The organism is Caballeronia sp. GAFFF1 (assembly GCF_023630705.1).
In the GTDB taxonomy this organism is placed as follows: domain Bacteria; phylum Pseudomonadota; class Gammaproteobacteria; order Burkholderiales; family Burkholderiaceae; genus Caballeronia.
The window spans coordinates 36,956-50,951 of record NZ_JALQEM010000004.1 but is presented as its reverse complement, the minus strand read 5'-3'; the positions used below and the strand labels follow the sequence as shown (position 1 = coordinate 50,951).

At 63.5% G+C, this 13,996-nt stretch carries 13 protein-coding genes; 5 read left to right on the top strand and 8 right to left on the bottom strand.

Translation table 11 applies throughout. The features are described from left to right. Nucleotides 1–81: 81 nt before the first annotated feature. The 6 genes from NCR37_RS02040 to recG all read right to left on the bottom strand — a co-directional run bounded on the left by NCR37_RS02040 (nt 82) and on the right by recG (nt 6,613). Nucleotides 82–570 (bottom strand): Dps family protein, encoded by a 489-nt coding sequence (locus tag NCR37_RS02040; RefSeq protein ID WP_250471287.1) that lies wholly within the window; start codon nt 568–570, stop codon nt 82–84. 167 nt (nt 571–737) lie between these two features. Further along, the gene (locus NCR37_RS02035; RefSeq protein ID WP_250471286.1) at nt 738–902 is read right to left on the bottom strand and encodes a hypothetical protein; all 165 of its coding nucleotides are present in this window, start codon (nt 900–902) and stop codon (nt 738–740) included. Nucleotides 903–955: 53 nt separating this feature from the next. Then, entirely contained in the window at nt 956–2,446 is a 1,491-nt protein-coding gene (locus NCR37_RS02030) for a catalase (RefSeq protein WP_250471285.1), read from the bottom strand. Nucleotides 2,447–2,745: 299 nt separating this feature from the next. Beyond that, nucleotides 2,746–3,117 carry a DUF805 domain-containing protein gene (locus NCR37_RS02025; RefSeq protein WP_250471284.1) on the bottom strand — a complete coding sequence of 124 codons (372 nt, stop codon included), beginning with the start codon at nt 3,115–3,117 and terminating at the stop codon, nt 2,746–2,748. A 196-nt stretch (nt 3,118–3,313) separates the two neighbouring features. Beyond that, nucleotides 3,314–4,273 (bottom strand): hydrogen peroxide-inducible genes activator, encoded by a 960-nt coding sequence (locus NCR37_RS02020; protein ID WP_175939478.1) that lies wholly within the window; start codon nt 4,271–4,273, stop codon nt 3,314–3,316. A gap of 141 nt (nt 4,274–4,414) precedes the next feature. Next, a complete protein-coding gene (gene recG, locus NCR37_RS02015) occupies nt 4,415–6,613 on the bottom strand; it encodes an ATP-dependent DNA helicase RecG (RefSeq protein ID WP_250471283.1) in 2,199 nt (732 codons plus the stop codon). 80 nt (nt 6,614–6,693) lie between these two features. Here recG and queA point away from each other — a divergent pair, with 80 nt between their 5' ends. The 5 genes from queA (at nt 6,694) to secF (ending at nt 12,678) form a co-directional block, all read left to right on the top strand. Beyond that, the gene (gene queA / locus NCR37_RS02010) at nt 6,694–7,737 is read left to right on the top strand and encodes a tRNA preQ1(34) S-adenosylmethionine ribosyltransferase-isomerase QueA (RefSeq protein WP_250471282.1); all 1,044 of its coding nucleotides are present in this window, start codon (nt 6,694–6,696) and stop codon (nt 7,735–7,737) included. A gap of 49 nt (nt 7,738–7,786) precedes the next feature. Next, complete coding sequence (tgt, locus tag NCR37_RS02005) at nt 7,787–8,947, top strand: tRNA guanosine(34) transglycosylase Tgt (protein ID WP_250471280.1); 1,161 nt, start codon at nt 7,787–7,789, stop codon at nt 8,945–8,947. Between the two features lie 207 nt (nt 8,948–9,154). Further along, complete coding sequence (yajC, locus tag NCR37_RS02000) at nt 9,155–9,484, top strand: preprotein translocase subunit YajC (protein WP_159835259.1); 330 nt, start codon at nt 9,155–9,157, stop codon at nt 9,482–9,484. Nucleotides 9,485–9,633: 149 nt separating this feature from the next. Next, a complete protein-coding gene (gene secD, locus NCR37_RS01995) occupies nt 9,634–11,709 on the top strand; it encodes a protein translocase subunit SecD (protein ID WP_250471278.1) in 2,076 nt (691 codons plus the stop codon). 18 nt (nt 11,710–11,727) lie between these two features. Next, nucleotides 11,728–12,678 (top strand): protein translocase subunit SecF, encoded by a 951-nt coding sequence (secF, locus tag NCR37_RS01990; RefSeq protein WP_250471277.1) that lies wholly within the window; start codon nt 11,728–11,730, stop codon nt 12,676–12,678. An 82-nt stretch (nt 12,679–12,760) separates the two neighbouring features. Here the strand turns inward: secF and NCR37_RS01985 are convergent, their stop codons facing one another. Then, nucleotides 12,761–13,324 carry a YceI family protein gene (locus NCR37_RS01985; RefSeq protein ID WP_502800472.1) on the bottom strand — a complete coding sequence of 188 codons (564 nt, stop codon included), beginning with the start codon at nt 13,322–13,324 and terminating at the stop codon, nt 12,761–12,763. A gap of 73 nt (nt 13,325–13,397) precedes the next feature. Further along, nucleotides 13,398–13,961 (bottom strand): YceI family protein, encoded by a 564-nt coding sequence (locus tag NCR37_RS01980; RefSeq protein WP_250471274.1) that lies wholly within the window; start codon nt 13,959–13,961, stop codon nt 13,398–13,400. Between the last annotated feature and the right edge of the window lie 35 nt (nt 13,962–13,996).

Here is a 13,996-nt window from a genome sequence, read left to right as displayed (position 1 = left end):
CTCCGCGCGCCGCCCTCCAAAGCAAAAGACCCGTGCAGTCCATCGCACGGGTCCCGGTAGCGGGAAGATGACCGCTTTGCTTTACGCGAGCATCGAGCGCAGCATCCACGCGGTCTTTTCGTGCGTCTGCATGCGCTGCGTGAGCAGGTCGGCGGTCGGCTCGTCGTTGGCGGCTTCGGTCGCCGGGAAAATCTCGCGCGCCGTGCGCACCACCGCTTCCTGACCTTCGACCAGTTGGCGGATCATGTCTTCGGCGTCGGGCACGCCTTCGGCCTCAGGAATCGACGAGAGCCTTGCGAAGTCGCGATAGCTGCCCGGCGCGTGCACGCCGAGCGCGCGAATGCGTTCCGCGATCGAATCGACGGCTGTAGCCAGTTCCGTGTATTGCGTCTCGAACATCAGGTGCAGCGTGTTGAACATCGGCCCCGTGACGTTCCAGTGAAAATTGTGCGTCTTCAGGTAGAGCGTGTAGGTGTCTGCGAGCAGCCGGGACAGCCCGTCGGCGATCCGCTTGCGGTCTTTGTCGTTGATGCCGATGTTGACGGCAGGTGCAATGCCTTTTTTCGCCATGATGACTCCGTGAAAGAGTGATTCGAACGTAGTGCGCCGCGCGTGATGCATTGTTTCGCCGCGCGGCGTTTCGAGCGATCGACAGTGTATCTTAGAAACGCGGCGCTTTCCTTGCGCAGCAAGGCTTCGCCGCGCTCATGCCGCACGCCGCGCGAGGCGGATTACGGTCAGGCGAACCCGCCTGCGCCATGCAGCGCGCTCGCGACGACGAGTCCGTACGCCGCCGCCACGATTCCGAAAGCAGCTGCGACGCGCGCACCGCGCGTTGCCCGGCGGCTCGTCGCTTCCAGGCGATCCACCGCCTGGCCGATGATGTTCAGTGTCTGGGTCATGATCTTTCTCCTGCTTTCCCGTTCGACCGTTGCCGCCGCGCCTTTCACGCGAGTCACACAGCGGCCGTATCTTCCTCGTCGATGTCCTTGTTCACGTCGATCCGCTGCCCGATGCGGGCGAGCGCATCGACGACGCCTTGCGCATAAGCCGGATCGGCGCGGCGGAAATGCTCGATCTGCCGCGCGACGATCTCGTTCGGCACGCCGTGAATGTGCCGCGCGATGTTGCCGAAGAGGCGCTCGCGCTGCCCGTCATCGAACAGGCGGAAGAGCGCGCCCGGCTGGCTGTAGTAGTCGCCGTCCTCGCGATGGTCGTAGCGATCGACCGCGCCCGCCGCGAGCGGCGGCTCGTTCACACTCGCGTCCTGCGCGAAGTCGCCGAAGCGGTTCGGCTCGTAGTTCACGCGGCCGCCGAGATTGCCGTCGACGCGCATCGCGCCATCGCGATGAAACGGATTCGCCACCGGCGTGCGCGGCGCGTTCACCGGAATCTGATGGTGATTGATGCCAAGGCGATAGCGTTGCGTGTCGCCGTACGAGAAGAGCCGCCCCTGCAATAGCCGGTCCGGCGAAAAGCCGATGCCCGGCACCACGTTCGCCGGCGTGAAGGCCGACTGCTCGACCTCCGCGAAATAGTTCTGCGCGTTGCGGTTGAGCTCGATCACGCCCACATCGATGAGCGGATAGTCCTTGTGCGGCCACACCTTCGTGATGTCGAACGGATTGAAGCGGTACGTCGCCGCGTCGGCTTCCGGCATGATCTGCACGCGGAAATTCCAGCGCGGGAAGTTGCTCCGGTCGATGTTTTCGACCAAATCGCGCTGCGCGCTTTCGCGGTCGGCGGCGATCACGGCGGCGGCTTCAGCATCCGTGAAGTTTTCGAGCGGCTGCTGCGACTTGAAATGGAACTTCACGTAGAAGCGCTCGTTGTCCGCATTGATGAACGAGAAGGTGTGCGAACCGAAGCCGTGCATCTGCCGATAATTCTTCGGGATGCCGCGATCGCTCATCAAAATGGTCACCTGATGCAGGGATTCCGGATGACGCGACCAAAAGTCCCACGCCGCCACGTTGCTGCGCAGGTTGGTGTACGGATCGCGCTTTTGCGTATGGATGAAGTCGGGAAACTTGAGCGGATCGCGGATGAAAAACACCGGCGTGTTATTGCCGACCACGTCCCAGTTGCCCTCTTCCGTATAGAACTTGATGGAGAAGCCGCGCACGTCGCGCTCGGCGTCGGCCGCGCCGCGCTCGCCGGCTACCGTCGAAAAGCGCATGAAAATAGGCGTTTCCTTGCCGATCTCGTTGAAGAGCTTCGCCTTCGTGTAGCGGGAAATGTCATGCGTCACGCGCAACGTGCCGAACGCGCCCGAGCCCTTCGCATGCACGCGGCGCTCGGGAATCACTTCGCGGTCGAAGTGCGCGAGCTTCTCGATGAGCCAGAAATCCTGCAGCGTCACCGGGCCGCGCGGGCCGGCGGTCTGCGAATTCTGGTTGTCTCCTACGGGCGCGCCGCTGGCGGTGGTGAGTCGTTGGGTCGTCATCGTGATACTCCGTGGTTTGTGTTGGCTTGGGATGAAGAAGGCGTCACGCAGTGCGGGCGAAGGCGGCAAGGACGTCGAGCGCGACGGCGCGCAGTTCCGACCACGGCGTTGCTGCCGAAGCGGTGCGGGATGCGGCGGGTTGGCGGGATGTCATCGCTGTGTTCCTCTTGTCTTGTCAGAGCCGGGCGGCTCTCTGGGACCAGAGCTTATCAAAACTATCGGATATCGCTATTCGATTAATTTTATTTATGCGATAGGCGGATTCGGCTGCTGGCATGGCGCTTCGCGCCGTCCAGGCGTCACGCGGCGTTAAGCGGATCCGAACCGTAGCGGTTCACGCCCTCCGTGCCGCGCGAACACGTCCAGATGAAGACCAGAATGCCGCCGACGAGCGGCACGAACGCGACGAGATAAAACCACCCGGACCGGCCGGTGTCGTGCAGCCGTCGAACCGTCACTGCGAGACTCGGCAGGAACAGCGCCAGGACAACGATCGTGACGAGCGAAATAACGGCTAGCGAATCTTCATTGATGCCCATCAGCACCATTGCAACACCCGCGACGATGCCCGCGAAAAGCTGGAAGTACCAATATTCCGAACGGCGAGCACGGCCGTTGAACGTAGCGAATTTTCGGATTAACGCGACGCGAACTGTTTCAGAAAAGCCCATTTTTATTCTCGTTCCTGTGTATGAGGCGCGACAGACATGCCGCGCCCGGACGAAAAGTTCATGGCGCGAGGCAAAGCATTCTTATCGCGATTGCGGCAATTGACCAAAAAACACAGAACCGCCTATAGCTCGGCCGCAAATAAAAAACCGCGCCTCTTTCGAGAGCGCGGTTCATTGGATGGCATAGGCGAAGGGTTTAATTCACCGCCACCGGCATATCCAGCTTCTTAACGCCCGGTAAGTCGCAAGCGGCGATTGCATCGGAAATGGCGTCGATTGCCGGCATCCGCGTGAAACTCTTTCGCCACGCGAGCACCACGCGCCGGTCCGGCACCGGTTCGTCGAACGGAACGTAGCTGAGCAAGCCGGAGTCGATGCCCGGCGCGTGCGGCTTCACTTCCATCACCGACATGCGCGGCAGCACCGTGATGCCGACACCGCTCGCGACCATATGCCGAATGGTTTCCAGCGACGAGCCTTCGAACGTCTTCTGAATGCCGTCGGCGTTTTGCGAGAAGCGCATCAGTTCCGGGCAGACGCCGAGCACGTGATCGCGGAAGCAATGGCCGCTGCCGAGCAGCAGCATGGTTTCCTGCTTCAGATCGTCCGGGTCGATCTTGCTGCGGTTCTCCCACGCGTGGCCCGACGGCATCGCGACGACGAACGGCTCGTCGTAGAGCGCGCGCACCATCAGCCCGGTTTCGGGAAACGGCAGCGCCATGATCGCGACGTCGATCTCGCCTTGCTTCAGAAGCTCGATCAGCTTGAGCGTGTAATTTTCCTGCAGCATGAGCGGCATCTGCGGGACCGACTTGATCATCTGCTTGACGAGCGTCGGCAGCAGATACGGCCCGATGGTGTAGATGACGCCCAGACGCAGCGGCCCGACGAGCGGATCCTTGCCCTGCTTGGCGATTTCCTTGATGGCGAGCGTCTGTTCGAGCACGCGTTGCGCCTGCGTGACGATCTGCTCGCCAATTGGCGTGACGCTGACCTCGCTCGTGCCGCGCTCGAAGATCTGCACATTCAGCTCGTCCTCGAGCTTCTTGATTGCCACCGACAGCGTCGGCTGGCTGACGAAGCACGCCTCGGCGGCGCGGCCGAAGTGCCGCTCGCGCGCCACCGCGACGATGTACTTCAATTCAGTGAGCGTCATTGGGGACCAATGGAAGACATGGATTCAATAGGTTTGAGTTATACACCCGCGAATGCCGGTTCGACAACTCGTCGATATCCGGCGCGCGCGGATGACCCGCGAATCAAATAGGGACCGACGAAACGCCGGCAAGTTCGCGGCCTACGCCTTCAAATACTGCTCGCGTGCGCCGAGCCAGCGGGCGAGATGCCGCTCGACGGCCTCCGGGAAGGCATCGAGCATGTGTTGCGCCGCCTCGCGCGCAGGCTCGATCAGCCAGCCGTCCTGTTCCAGGCTCGCGAAGCGCAGCATGGCTTCGCCCGACTGACGCGCGCCCAGGAACTCGCCGGGACCACGTATTTCCAGATCGCGGCGCGCGATTTCGAAGCCGTCGGTGGTTTCGCGCATCGTCTGGAGACGGGCGCGCGCCGTCTGCGAGAGCGGATTCGAATACATCAGCACGCACACGGACGCCGCGCTGCCCCGCCCCACGCGTCCGCGCAACTGATGCAACTGCGCGAGGCCGAAGCGCTCCGCGTGCTCGATCACCATCAGCGACGCGTTCGGGACGTCGACGCCCACTTCGATCACGGTCGTCGCGACGAGCAACTGCACCTCGTTGCGCGAGAAGGCGTCCATGACGGCAGCTTTCTCGGCGGGCGCGAGCCGCCCGTGAACGAGCCCGACGCGCAGTTCGGGCAGCGCGGCAACGAGCGTCTCGTACGTCTCGACGGCCGTCTGCAACTGCAAGGTCTCGCTTTCCTCGATCAGCGGACACACCCAGTAGACCTGCCGCCCGGTCAGCGCCGCCTCGCGCACGCGGCCGATGATCTCGTCGCGCCGCCCGTCCGAGACGACCTTGGTGAGAATCGGCGTGCGGCCCGGCGGCAGTTCGTCGATGGTGGAGACGTCGAGGTCCGCGTAGTACGTCATCGCGAGCGTGCGGGGAATGGGCGTCGCGGACATCATCAGTTGATGCGGCTGGAAGTCGCGCGCGCCATCGGACGCGTTCTGCGCCTTTGCCCGCAACGCTAGACGCTGCGCCACGCCGAAGCGATGCTGCTCGTCCACGATCACGAGACCGAGACGCGCGAATTCCACCGTATCCTGAATGATCGCGTGCGTGCCGATGACGAGTTGCGCCGTGCCGAGCGCCGCCGCGTCGCTCGCGGCGCGCTTTTCCTTCGCCTTCAGACTGCCCGCAAGCCACGCCACCGTCACGCCGAGCGGTTCCAGCCAGCCGCGCAGCTTGCGCGCGTGCTGCTCCGCGAGGATTTCGGTCGGCGCCATCAGCGCGGCCTGATAACCGGCGTCGATGGCCTGCGCCGCCGCAAGCGCCGCCACGATGGTCTTGCCGCTGCCGACATCGCCCTGGAGCAGACGCTGCATCGGATGCGCGAGCGTCAGTTCGCCCGCGATCTCCGCGACGACGCGCTCCTGCGCGCCGGTCAGCCTGAACGGCAGCGCATGCAACAGCCGCGCGAGCAGCGAATCGGCATCGCTCGCGGTCCGGCGCGGCATGGCGGGCGCCGCGCGCGTGCGGCGCTCGGCGTGCGCGCGCTTGAGCGATAGCTGCTGCGCGAGCAGTTCCTCGAACTTGATGCGCGTCCACGCCGGATGCGTGCCGTCGATGAGCGCGGTTTCGTCCGAATCCGCGCGCGGATGATGCAGCGTTTTCACCGCGTCGAGCAGATCCGGCAAGTTCAGCGGCGCGAGATGCGCGCGCGCCACCGGCTCCGGCAACAGCTCAGGCAACGAGACGCGGGTGAGCGCGTTGTCGATGGCCTTGCGCAGATACGCCTGCGAGATGCCCGCCGTCGACGGATAGACGGGCGTGAGCGCCTGCGGCAGCGGCGTGTCGCCATCGACGGGGCGCACCGCCGGATGCACCATCTCCAGCCCGAAGAAGCCGCCTCGCACGTCGCCGCGCACACGCAAGCGCGTGCCGATGGCCATTTGCTTGACTTGCGAGCCGTAGAAGTTGAGAAAACGCAGCGTGAGTTCGTCGCCGGCGTCGTCGTGAATCTTCACGAGCAACTGCCTTCGCGGCCGATACGCAATCTCGTTGTCGAACACGATGCCTTCCGTCTGCGCGATGTCGCCGGGGATCAGTTCGGCGATCGGCGTGAGCGAGGTTTCGTCCTCATAGCGCATCGGCAGATGCAACACGAGGTCGATGTCCGACTTGAGGCCGAGCTTCGCGAGCTTGTCCGCCGTCTTGACGACGGGCTTCGCCTTCTTGGCCGCGTCGTCGCCGGCCTTCGCGCGCTTGGCCGCCGGCGCGGCTGCGAGCGCGGCGCCGGGTTCGGCGCTGGAAAGCGCATCGGCCGGGGATGACAGGCGACGGTCGGACAGGGGCATCTAATCTCTTCGCAAGTACAATGTGAGGTTTGTTCGGCGCTGGTGCCTTGTTTTCAGCTTCGTTCGCACGACTTCAAGCCATGTTCACGCTTTCCGATTTCGATTTTAATCTGCCGCCCGAGCTGATCGCGCAGAGCGCGCTCGCCGAGCGCAGCGCGAGCCGCCTGCTCGAAGTGGACAACCGCACCTCGCCGGCCACGCTCATCGACCGGCGCTTTGCCGAACTGCCGGACCTGATTCAGCCGGGCGATCTGCTCGTCTTCAACGATACCAAAGTCCTGAAGGCGCGGTTCTTCGGCCAGAAGGCCAGTGGCGGGCGCGTGGAAGTGCTCGTGGAGCGCCTCACCGGTCCGACGACCGCGCTCGCCCAGATTCGCGCGAGCAAGAGTCCGGTGGCGGGCAGCACGATCAAGCTCGCGGACGCGTTCGACGTGACCGTCGGCGAGCGCGTCGAGCCGTTCTATACGCTGCACTTTCCGGCCGATTGCCTGACGCTCATCGAGCAATACGGGCGCTTGCCGCTGCCGCCGTACATCGAGCACGACGCCGACGCCTACGACGAATCGCGCTACCAGACCGTTTATGCGGCCAATCCCGGCGCGGTGGCCGCGCCCACGGCGGGCCTCCATTTCGACGACGCGCTCTTCGCCCGGCTCGATGCGCGCGGCGTCGAACGCGCGACGCTCACGCTGCACGTCGGCGCGGGCACGTTCCAGCCGGTGCGCGTCGACAATATCGCCGAGCACAAGATGCATAGCGAGTGGTACGCGCTGCCGCAGTCGCTCGTGGATCGCATCGCGGCGGCCAAGGCGCGCGGCAATCGCGTGATCGCGGTCGGCACGACCTCGATGCGCGCGCTCGAAGCCGCCGCCCGCGACGCCGCCGAGGCCGGCCGCCCGCTCGCCGCGACCAGCGCGGAAACCGATATCTTCATCACGCCGGGCTACGAATTCCGCATCGTCGACCGTCTGATCACCAACTTCCATTTGCCGAAATCGACGCTGATGATGCTCGTCTCCGCGTTCGCCGGCATGGAGACGATCCGCAAGGCGTATCGTCACGCCATCGAGGCGCGGTATCGCTTTTTCAGCTACGGCGACGCGATGCTGCTCACGCGCGCCTGATCTTTCAACCCGACGCGCCGGACTGTTCTCCGGTAGCACAGGAATCTACATGACCGAGAATCACACCCCGCCGGACAACGGCCTCAAGTTCGAACTGCTGACGACCGACGGCCAGGCGCGCCGCGGCCGCCTCACGCTCAATCACGGCGTCATCGAAACGCCGATCTTCATGCCGGTTGGCACGTACGGCACCGTGAAGGCGATCCAGCCGCGCGAGCTCGAAGAAATTCGCGCGCAGATTATTCTCGGGAATACGTTTCACCTTTGGCTGCGCCCGGGACTGGAGACGATCGGCGCGCACGGCGGCCTGCATCGCTTCATGGGCTGGAACCGGCCGATCCTCACCGATTCCGGCGGCTTTCAGGTGTTTTCGCTCGGCGATCTGCGCAAGATCACCGAAGATGGCGTCACCTTCGCGTCGCCGATCAACGGCGACCGGCTGTTCCTGTCGCCCGAAGTGTCGATGCAGATTCAGAAGGTGCTGAACTCGGACATCGTCATGCAGTTCGACGAATGCACGCCGTACGCGACCAACGGCGTGCCGACCTCGCACAAAGATGCCGCCGACTCCATGCGCATGTCGATGCGTTGGGCGAAGCGTTCCATCGACGAATTCACGCGGCTCGGCAACCCGAATGCGCTCTTCGGCATCGTGCAGGGCGGCATGTTCGAGGACCTGCGCGACGAATCGCTCGCCGGGCTCTCGGACATCGGCTTTCACGGCTTCGCCATCGGCGGGCTATCGGTCGGGGAGCCGAAGGAAGACATGATGCGCGTCTTGAACCACATCGGCCCGAAACTGCCTGCCGACAAGCCGCATTACCTGATGGGCGTCGGCACGCCGGAAGATCTGGTGGCGGGCGTGGCGGCGGGCGTCGACATGTTCGATTGCGTGATGCCCACGCGCAATGCGCGCAACGGCTGGCTTTTCACGCGCTTCGGCGATCTGAAGATCAAGAACGCAACGCACAAGAATTCCATGAAACCGCTCGACGAAAGCTGCGGCTGCTATACCTGCCGCCATTTCACGCGGGCGTATCTGCATCACCTGCATCGCGTGGGCGAAATTCTCGGCGCGCAGTTGAACACGATTCACAATCTGCACTACTACCTGCAATTGATCGGCGAAGTGCGCGAGTCGATCGAAAATCACAGCTTCGAGGCGTTCGGCAAGACCTTCGCGGAAAACCGGGCGCGCGGAGTCGACTGAGCCAACGCCTGTCGTGACTCGCGCAGCATTACAATAAGCTTTCTGTCGCTCGCCGAAACGCCTTGCGCGCGGGCCTAACGGCTTGATGCCAAAGCGCATTCCGGCGTCTTGCCGGCATGGGCGAGTGGTAGAATGTCGGGCTAATTTCTGAGCCGGTTTTCAAATCGCAATTTCGACGTATTGTCGACGTATAACGGAGAGACCAACGTGTCGTTCATTTCGAATGCCTTTGCACAAGGCGCCACCGCGGGCAGCGCGGAATCGAGCCTGATGAGCTTCCTGCCCCTGATCCTGATGTTCGCGGTGCTGTACTTCATCATGATCCGTCCGCAGATGAAGCGTCAGAAAGAGCATCGCAACATGCTGGCCGCCATGGCCAAGGGCGACGAAGTGGTGACCAACGGCGGTATCGTCGGCAAGGTGACGAAGGTGTCGGAAGCGTATGTCGGCGTCGAAATCGCCGAAGGCACGGAAATCACCGTGCAGAAGGCCTCCGTCACGACTATTCTCCCCAAGGGCACCATCAAGTCGCTGTAAGGCCAGATTCTTTCGCGTCCGGCGCGGCCTCGCTCCGAGCCCTCCGAGTCACACGAGTCACACGAGTCACACGAGTCACTCAGCCGGCTCGTCGCGCGTAATGCCGGACGCCCTCTCCTCCGAAGCCAACTTTCTGTTCGGCCATCCCCATGAATCGTTATCCCCTTTGGAAGTATGTCGTGATGCTGGTGGCGCTCGTCATCGGTCTCGTGTACACGCTCCCCAATTTCTTCGGCGAAGCGCCCGCCGTGCAGGTGTCGAGCGGCAAGGCGACCGTCAAGCTGGATTCGTCCACGCTTGCGAATGTGGAAGGCGCGCTCGCCGCGAGCCACATTACGGTGGACGAAGTCACGTTCGACAATTCGCAGACCAACGCGAACATTCGCGTGCGCCTGAAGGACACCGACACGCAGTTGCGCGTGAAGGACCTGCTGACGAAAACGTTGAACAGCGACCCGACCGATCCGCAATACATCGTCGCGCTGAATCTGCAAAGCGCCTCGCCGCGCTGGCTGACGGCCCTGCACGCGCTGCCGATGTATCTCGGTCTCGATCTGCGCGGCGGCGTGCACTTCCTGCTTCAGGTAGACATGGCCGGCGCGCTGAACAAGAAGCTCGATTCCGACGCAGCCGACGCCCGCACTTTTCTGCGCGATCGCAACATTCGCGACGGCGGCGTGAATCGCGTGGGGCAATCGGTCGTCGTGAATTTCTCGGATCAGTCGGTCGCGGATAACGCGCGCAATCTGCTTTCCACGGGCGTTTCCGAGCTTCAATGGACGACGCGCCAGGGCGGCGACGGCGTTCAGGTGGTCGGCACGTTCTCGGCGGGCACGCAGAAGACCGTCGAAGACGGCGCGCTCAAGCAGAACATCACGACGCTGCATAACCGCGTGAACGAGCTCGGCGTCGCCGAGCCGGTGATCCAGCAACAGGGCGCGGACCGCATCGTGGTCGAGCTGCCGGGCGTGCAGGACACGGCGAAGGCGAAGGACATCATCGGCCGCACGGCGACGCTCGAAGCCCGCCTCGCCGACCCGGTGAACACGTACGCCTCGGGTCCGAACGATCCCGTTCCTCCCGGCGACGAAGCGTTCAAGCAAGGCGACCGCACCGTCTTTCTGCGCAAGCAGGTGATCTTCACGGGCGACCGCATCATCGACGCCTCGGCGGGCTTCGACGATCATCAGCGTCCGTCCGTGAACATCCGTCTCGATTCGGCGGGCGGGCGCGCGGTCGGCGCCGTCTCGCGCGACAACATCGGCAAGCCGATGGCGATGGTGCTCTTCGAAAAGGGCAAGGGCGAAGTGCTGACGGTCGCGACCATCCAGTCCGAACTCGGCGACCGCTTCCAGATTACCGGCCAGCCGACGCCGCAGGCCGCCACCGATCTCGCGCTGCTCCTGCGCGCCGGCTCGCTGGCCGCGCCGATGGACATCATCGAGGAACGCACGGTCGGCCCGAGCCTCGGCGCGGACAACATCAAGAAGGGCTTCGATTCGGTCACGTACGGTTTCGCCGCGATTGCCGTCTTCATGATCGTGTACTACCTGCTGTTCGGCCTGATCTCCATGCTCTCGCTGTCGGTGAACCTGCTCTTGCTCGTCGCGATTCTCTCGATGCTGCAGGCCACGCTGACGCTGCCGGGCATTGCCGCTATCGCGCTCGCGCTCGGTATGGCGATCGACGCGAACGTGCTGATCAACGAGCGTATCCGCGAAGAACTGCGCAACGGCGCGCCGCCGCAGACCGCGATTCAGGAAGGCTTCAAGCACGCCTGGGCGACCATTCTGGACTCGAACGTCACTACGCTGATCGCCGGTCTCGCGCTGCTCGCGTTCGGCTCGGGCCCGGTGCGCGGCTTCGCGGTGGTTCACTGTATCGGCATTCTGACGTCCATGTTCTCAGCCGTGTTCTTCTCGCGCGGTCTCGTGAACCTGTGGTACGGCGGCAAGAAGAAGCTGAAGTCGCTGGCTATCGGTCAGGTGTGGCGTCCGGAAGGCGCGAGCGCCGAATCGGCCGCTGCGGCGTATCTCGCGGCGCAGCAGGGCGATGAAGCGGTCGCCGAGGAAGTCGTTCCGGCCGCCCGCAGCAAGACCAAGGCGCGCGCCGCCGCGCCGCGCGCGAGCGCTCAGACGGCCCCGCGCACCGGCAAGCCAACCGTGCGCCGCCGCTCGGGCCCCGGCATCGATCAACAGAAACCGGGCCAGTCCGTTAAGCCCTGAGCCCCGGAGAAACGAAACATGGAATTCTTCCGCATTCGCCGTGACTTGCCGCTGATGCAGCGCGCGTTGATCTTCAACGCGATCTCGCTCATCACGTTCCTCGCGGCCGTCTTTTTCCTCGTGCATCGCGGGCTGCATCTGTCGGTCGAGTTCACCGGCGGCACGGTCATCGAAGTGCAGTATCCGCAGGCCGTGCCGCTCGAACCGGTGCGCGCCACCATGGCGAAGCTCGGTTACGGCGACGCGCAAGTGCAGAACTTCGGCACCTCGCGCGACGTGCTGATCCGCCTGCCGCTCAAGCAGGGCCTCACCTCGGCGCAGCAGAGCGACCAGGTGATGAGCGCGCTCAAGTCGAATGACGCGCAAGTGACCTTGCAGCGCGTGGAGTTCGTCGGGCCGCAGGTCGGCAAGGAACTCGTGACCAACGGGCTCGCCGCGCTGGCGTGCGTGGTGATCGGCATCGTGATCTACCTGTCGTTCCGCTTCGAGTGGAAGTACGCGGTGGCGGGCATTATCGCGAACCTGCACGACGTGGTGATCATTCTCGGCTTCTTCGCCTACTTCCAGTGGGAGTTCTCGCTCTCGGTGCTGGCGGCGATTCTCGCGGTGCTCGGCTATTCGGTGAACGAGTCGGTCGTTATCTTCGACCGGATTCGCGAGACGTTCCGCAAGCAGCGCAAGATGACGGTGATCGAAGTCATCAACCACGCGATCACGAGCACCATGTCGCGGACCATCATCACCCACGGCTGTACCGAAATGATGGTGCTCTCGATGTTCTTCTTCGGCGGTCCGACGCTGCACTACTTCGCGCTCGCGCTGACCGTGGGTATTCTGTTCGGTATCTATTCGTCGGTGTTCGTTGCCGCCGCGCTCGCCATGTGGTTCGGCGTCAAGCGCGAAGATCTGATCAGGGACAAGAAGGACAAGTTCGATCCGAACGACCCGAACGCGGGCGCTCAGGTTTAACGCTCCTTTCTGACGCATCAAAGCAAAGGGCCGGTCTCGACGACCGGCCCTTTTCATTTTCTCTCGCGCGATGCGCCGAGACTTACTGCTTCACGCCTTCGGCCTGGATATGCAGCACCGTCTTCAGGCTGAAGCCGTACGACTTGCCGTAGTCCATGCCGAAGTCGCCGCGATCGAACGTCGCCGTGGCTTCCGTGCCGCAGACTTCCTTCTTCATCATCGGGTTCACGAAGCACTTGAAGCTCTCGATCTTCAGGTTCAGCGGCTTCGTCACGCCGTGCATCGTCAGCGTGCCGACCACTTCAGCCGGCTTGTCGCCGTCGAACTTGATCGACGTGCCCTTGTACACGGCCGTCGGGTACTTGGCGGCATCGAAGAATTCGGGCTTTTGCAGATGCTCGTCGAGCTTGGCGTTGCCCGTGTTGATCGATGATACGTCGATCGTCACGTCCAACGTGCCGGTCTTCGCCGCGCGGTCGAGCACCACGGTGCCGCTGCTCTTGTTGAACTTGCCGCGCCACGTCGACACGCCGCCGAAGTGGTCCGCCTCGAAGCTCGGATACGTGTGATTCGGGTCGAGCTGATACGTGTCAGCGGCCATCGCGCTGAAAGAAAGGCCGGCTGCGAGCGCGCCGGCGGCGATCATCGAAAACTTGTTCAAGTGCTTCTCCTGACTGATTGAGCGTTGCATTTACGTTGTTGAACCGAACCGCCGCCGCTTACTTCTTCGCGGCGACGATATGAAACTTGATGACGACATCGTCCGCGACCACCGACGTGTCCTTCCATTCGCCCGTGCCCACGTCGAACTGCGTGCGCTTGATCGGCAGCGAGCCGTCGAAGGTTTCGGTGCTGCCCTGCTGCGTGATGGTGACGGGCACCGTGACCGTCTGCGACTTGCCCTTGATCGTGATCTTGCCGGTGACCTTGTACTGATTGCCGCCCGCCGGCGCAATGGCGCTCGAAACGAACGTGGCGGTCGGGTACGTCGCGCTGTCGAACCATTCCTTGCCGCGTACTTGCTTGTTGTAATCGTCGTCGCCGAGATCGTAGCTGCCGGTGTCGATGGTGATGTTCGCGCTGCCCGCCGCAGGCTTCGCCGGATCGAACGAAAGTTGCGCGTTGAACTTGTTGAACTTGCCATCGGTCGGGACGTTCATCTGCTTCGACGTGGCGATGACCGAGCTCTTCGCCATATCCACCTGCGCCTGTGCGCCCGCCGCCGTGGCGAGCGATGCCGCGGCCACCGCCGCCAGCATCCAACCATTGAGTTTCAGTTTCATGTGTGCCTTTTTAGACGTATCGACGAGCAACCGGT

Excerpts from the sequence above, each read along its gene's own strand:
- NCR37_RS02040 (WP_250471287.1), bottom strand. The coding sequence starts at position 570 with ATGGCGAAAAAAGGCATTGCACCTGCCGTCAACATCGGCATCAACGAC.
- NCR37_RS02035 (WP_250471286.1), bottom strand. The coding sequence starts at position 902 with ATGACCCAGACACTGAACATCATCGGCCAGGCGGTGGATCGCCTGGAA.
- NCR37_RS02030 (WP_250471285.1), bottom strand. The coding sequence starts at position 2,446 with ATGACGACCCAACGACTCACCACCGCCAGCGGCGCGCCCGTAGGAGAC.
- NCR37_RS02025 (WP_250471284.1), bottom strand. The coding sequence starts at position 3,117 with ATGGGCTTTTCTGAAACAGTTCGCGTCGCGTTAATCCGAAAATTCGCT.
- NCR37_RS02020 (WP_175939478.1), bottom strand. The coding sequence starts at position 4,273 with ATGACGCTCACTGAATTGAAGTACATCGTCGCGGTGGCGCGCGAGCGG.
- recG (WP_250471283.1), bottom strand. The coding sequence starts at position 6,613 with ATGCCCCTGTCCGACCGTCGCCTGTCATCCCCGGCCGATGCGCTTTCC.
- queA (WP_250471282.1), top strand. The coding sequence starts at position 6,694 with ATGTTCACGCTTTCCGATTTCGATTTTAATCTGCCGCCCGAGCTGATC.
- tgt (WP_250471280.1), top strand. The coding sequence starts at position 7,787 with ATGACCGAGAATCACACCCCGCCGGACAACGGCCTCAAGTTCGAACTG.
- secD (WP_250471278.1), top strand. The coding sequence starts at position 9,634 with ATGAATCGTTATCCCCTTTGGAAGTATGTCGTGATGCTGGTGGCGCTC.
- secF (WP_250471277.1), top strand. The coding sequence starts at position 11,728 with ATGGAATTCTTCCGCATTCGCCGTGACTTGCCGCTGATGCAGCGCGCG.
- NCR37_RS01985 (WP_502800472.1), bottom strand. The coding sequence starts at position 13,324 with ATGATCGCCGCCGGCGCGCTCGCAGCCGGCCTTTCTTTCAGCGCGATG.
- NCR37_RS01980 (WP_250471274.1), bottom strand. The coding sequence starts at position 13,961 with ATGAAACTGAAACTCAATGGTTGGATGCTGGCGGCGGTGGCCGCGGCA.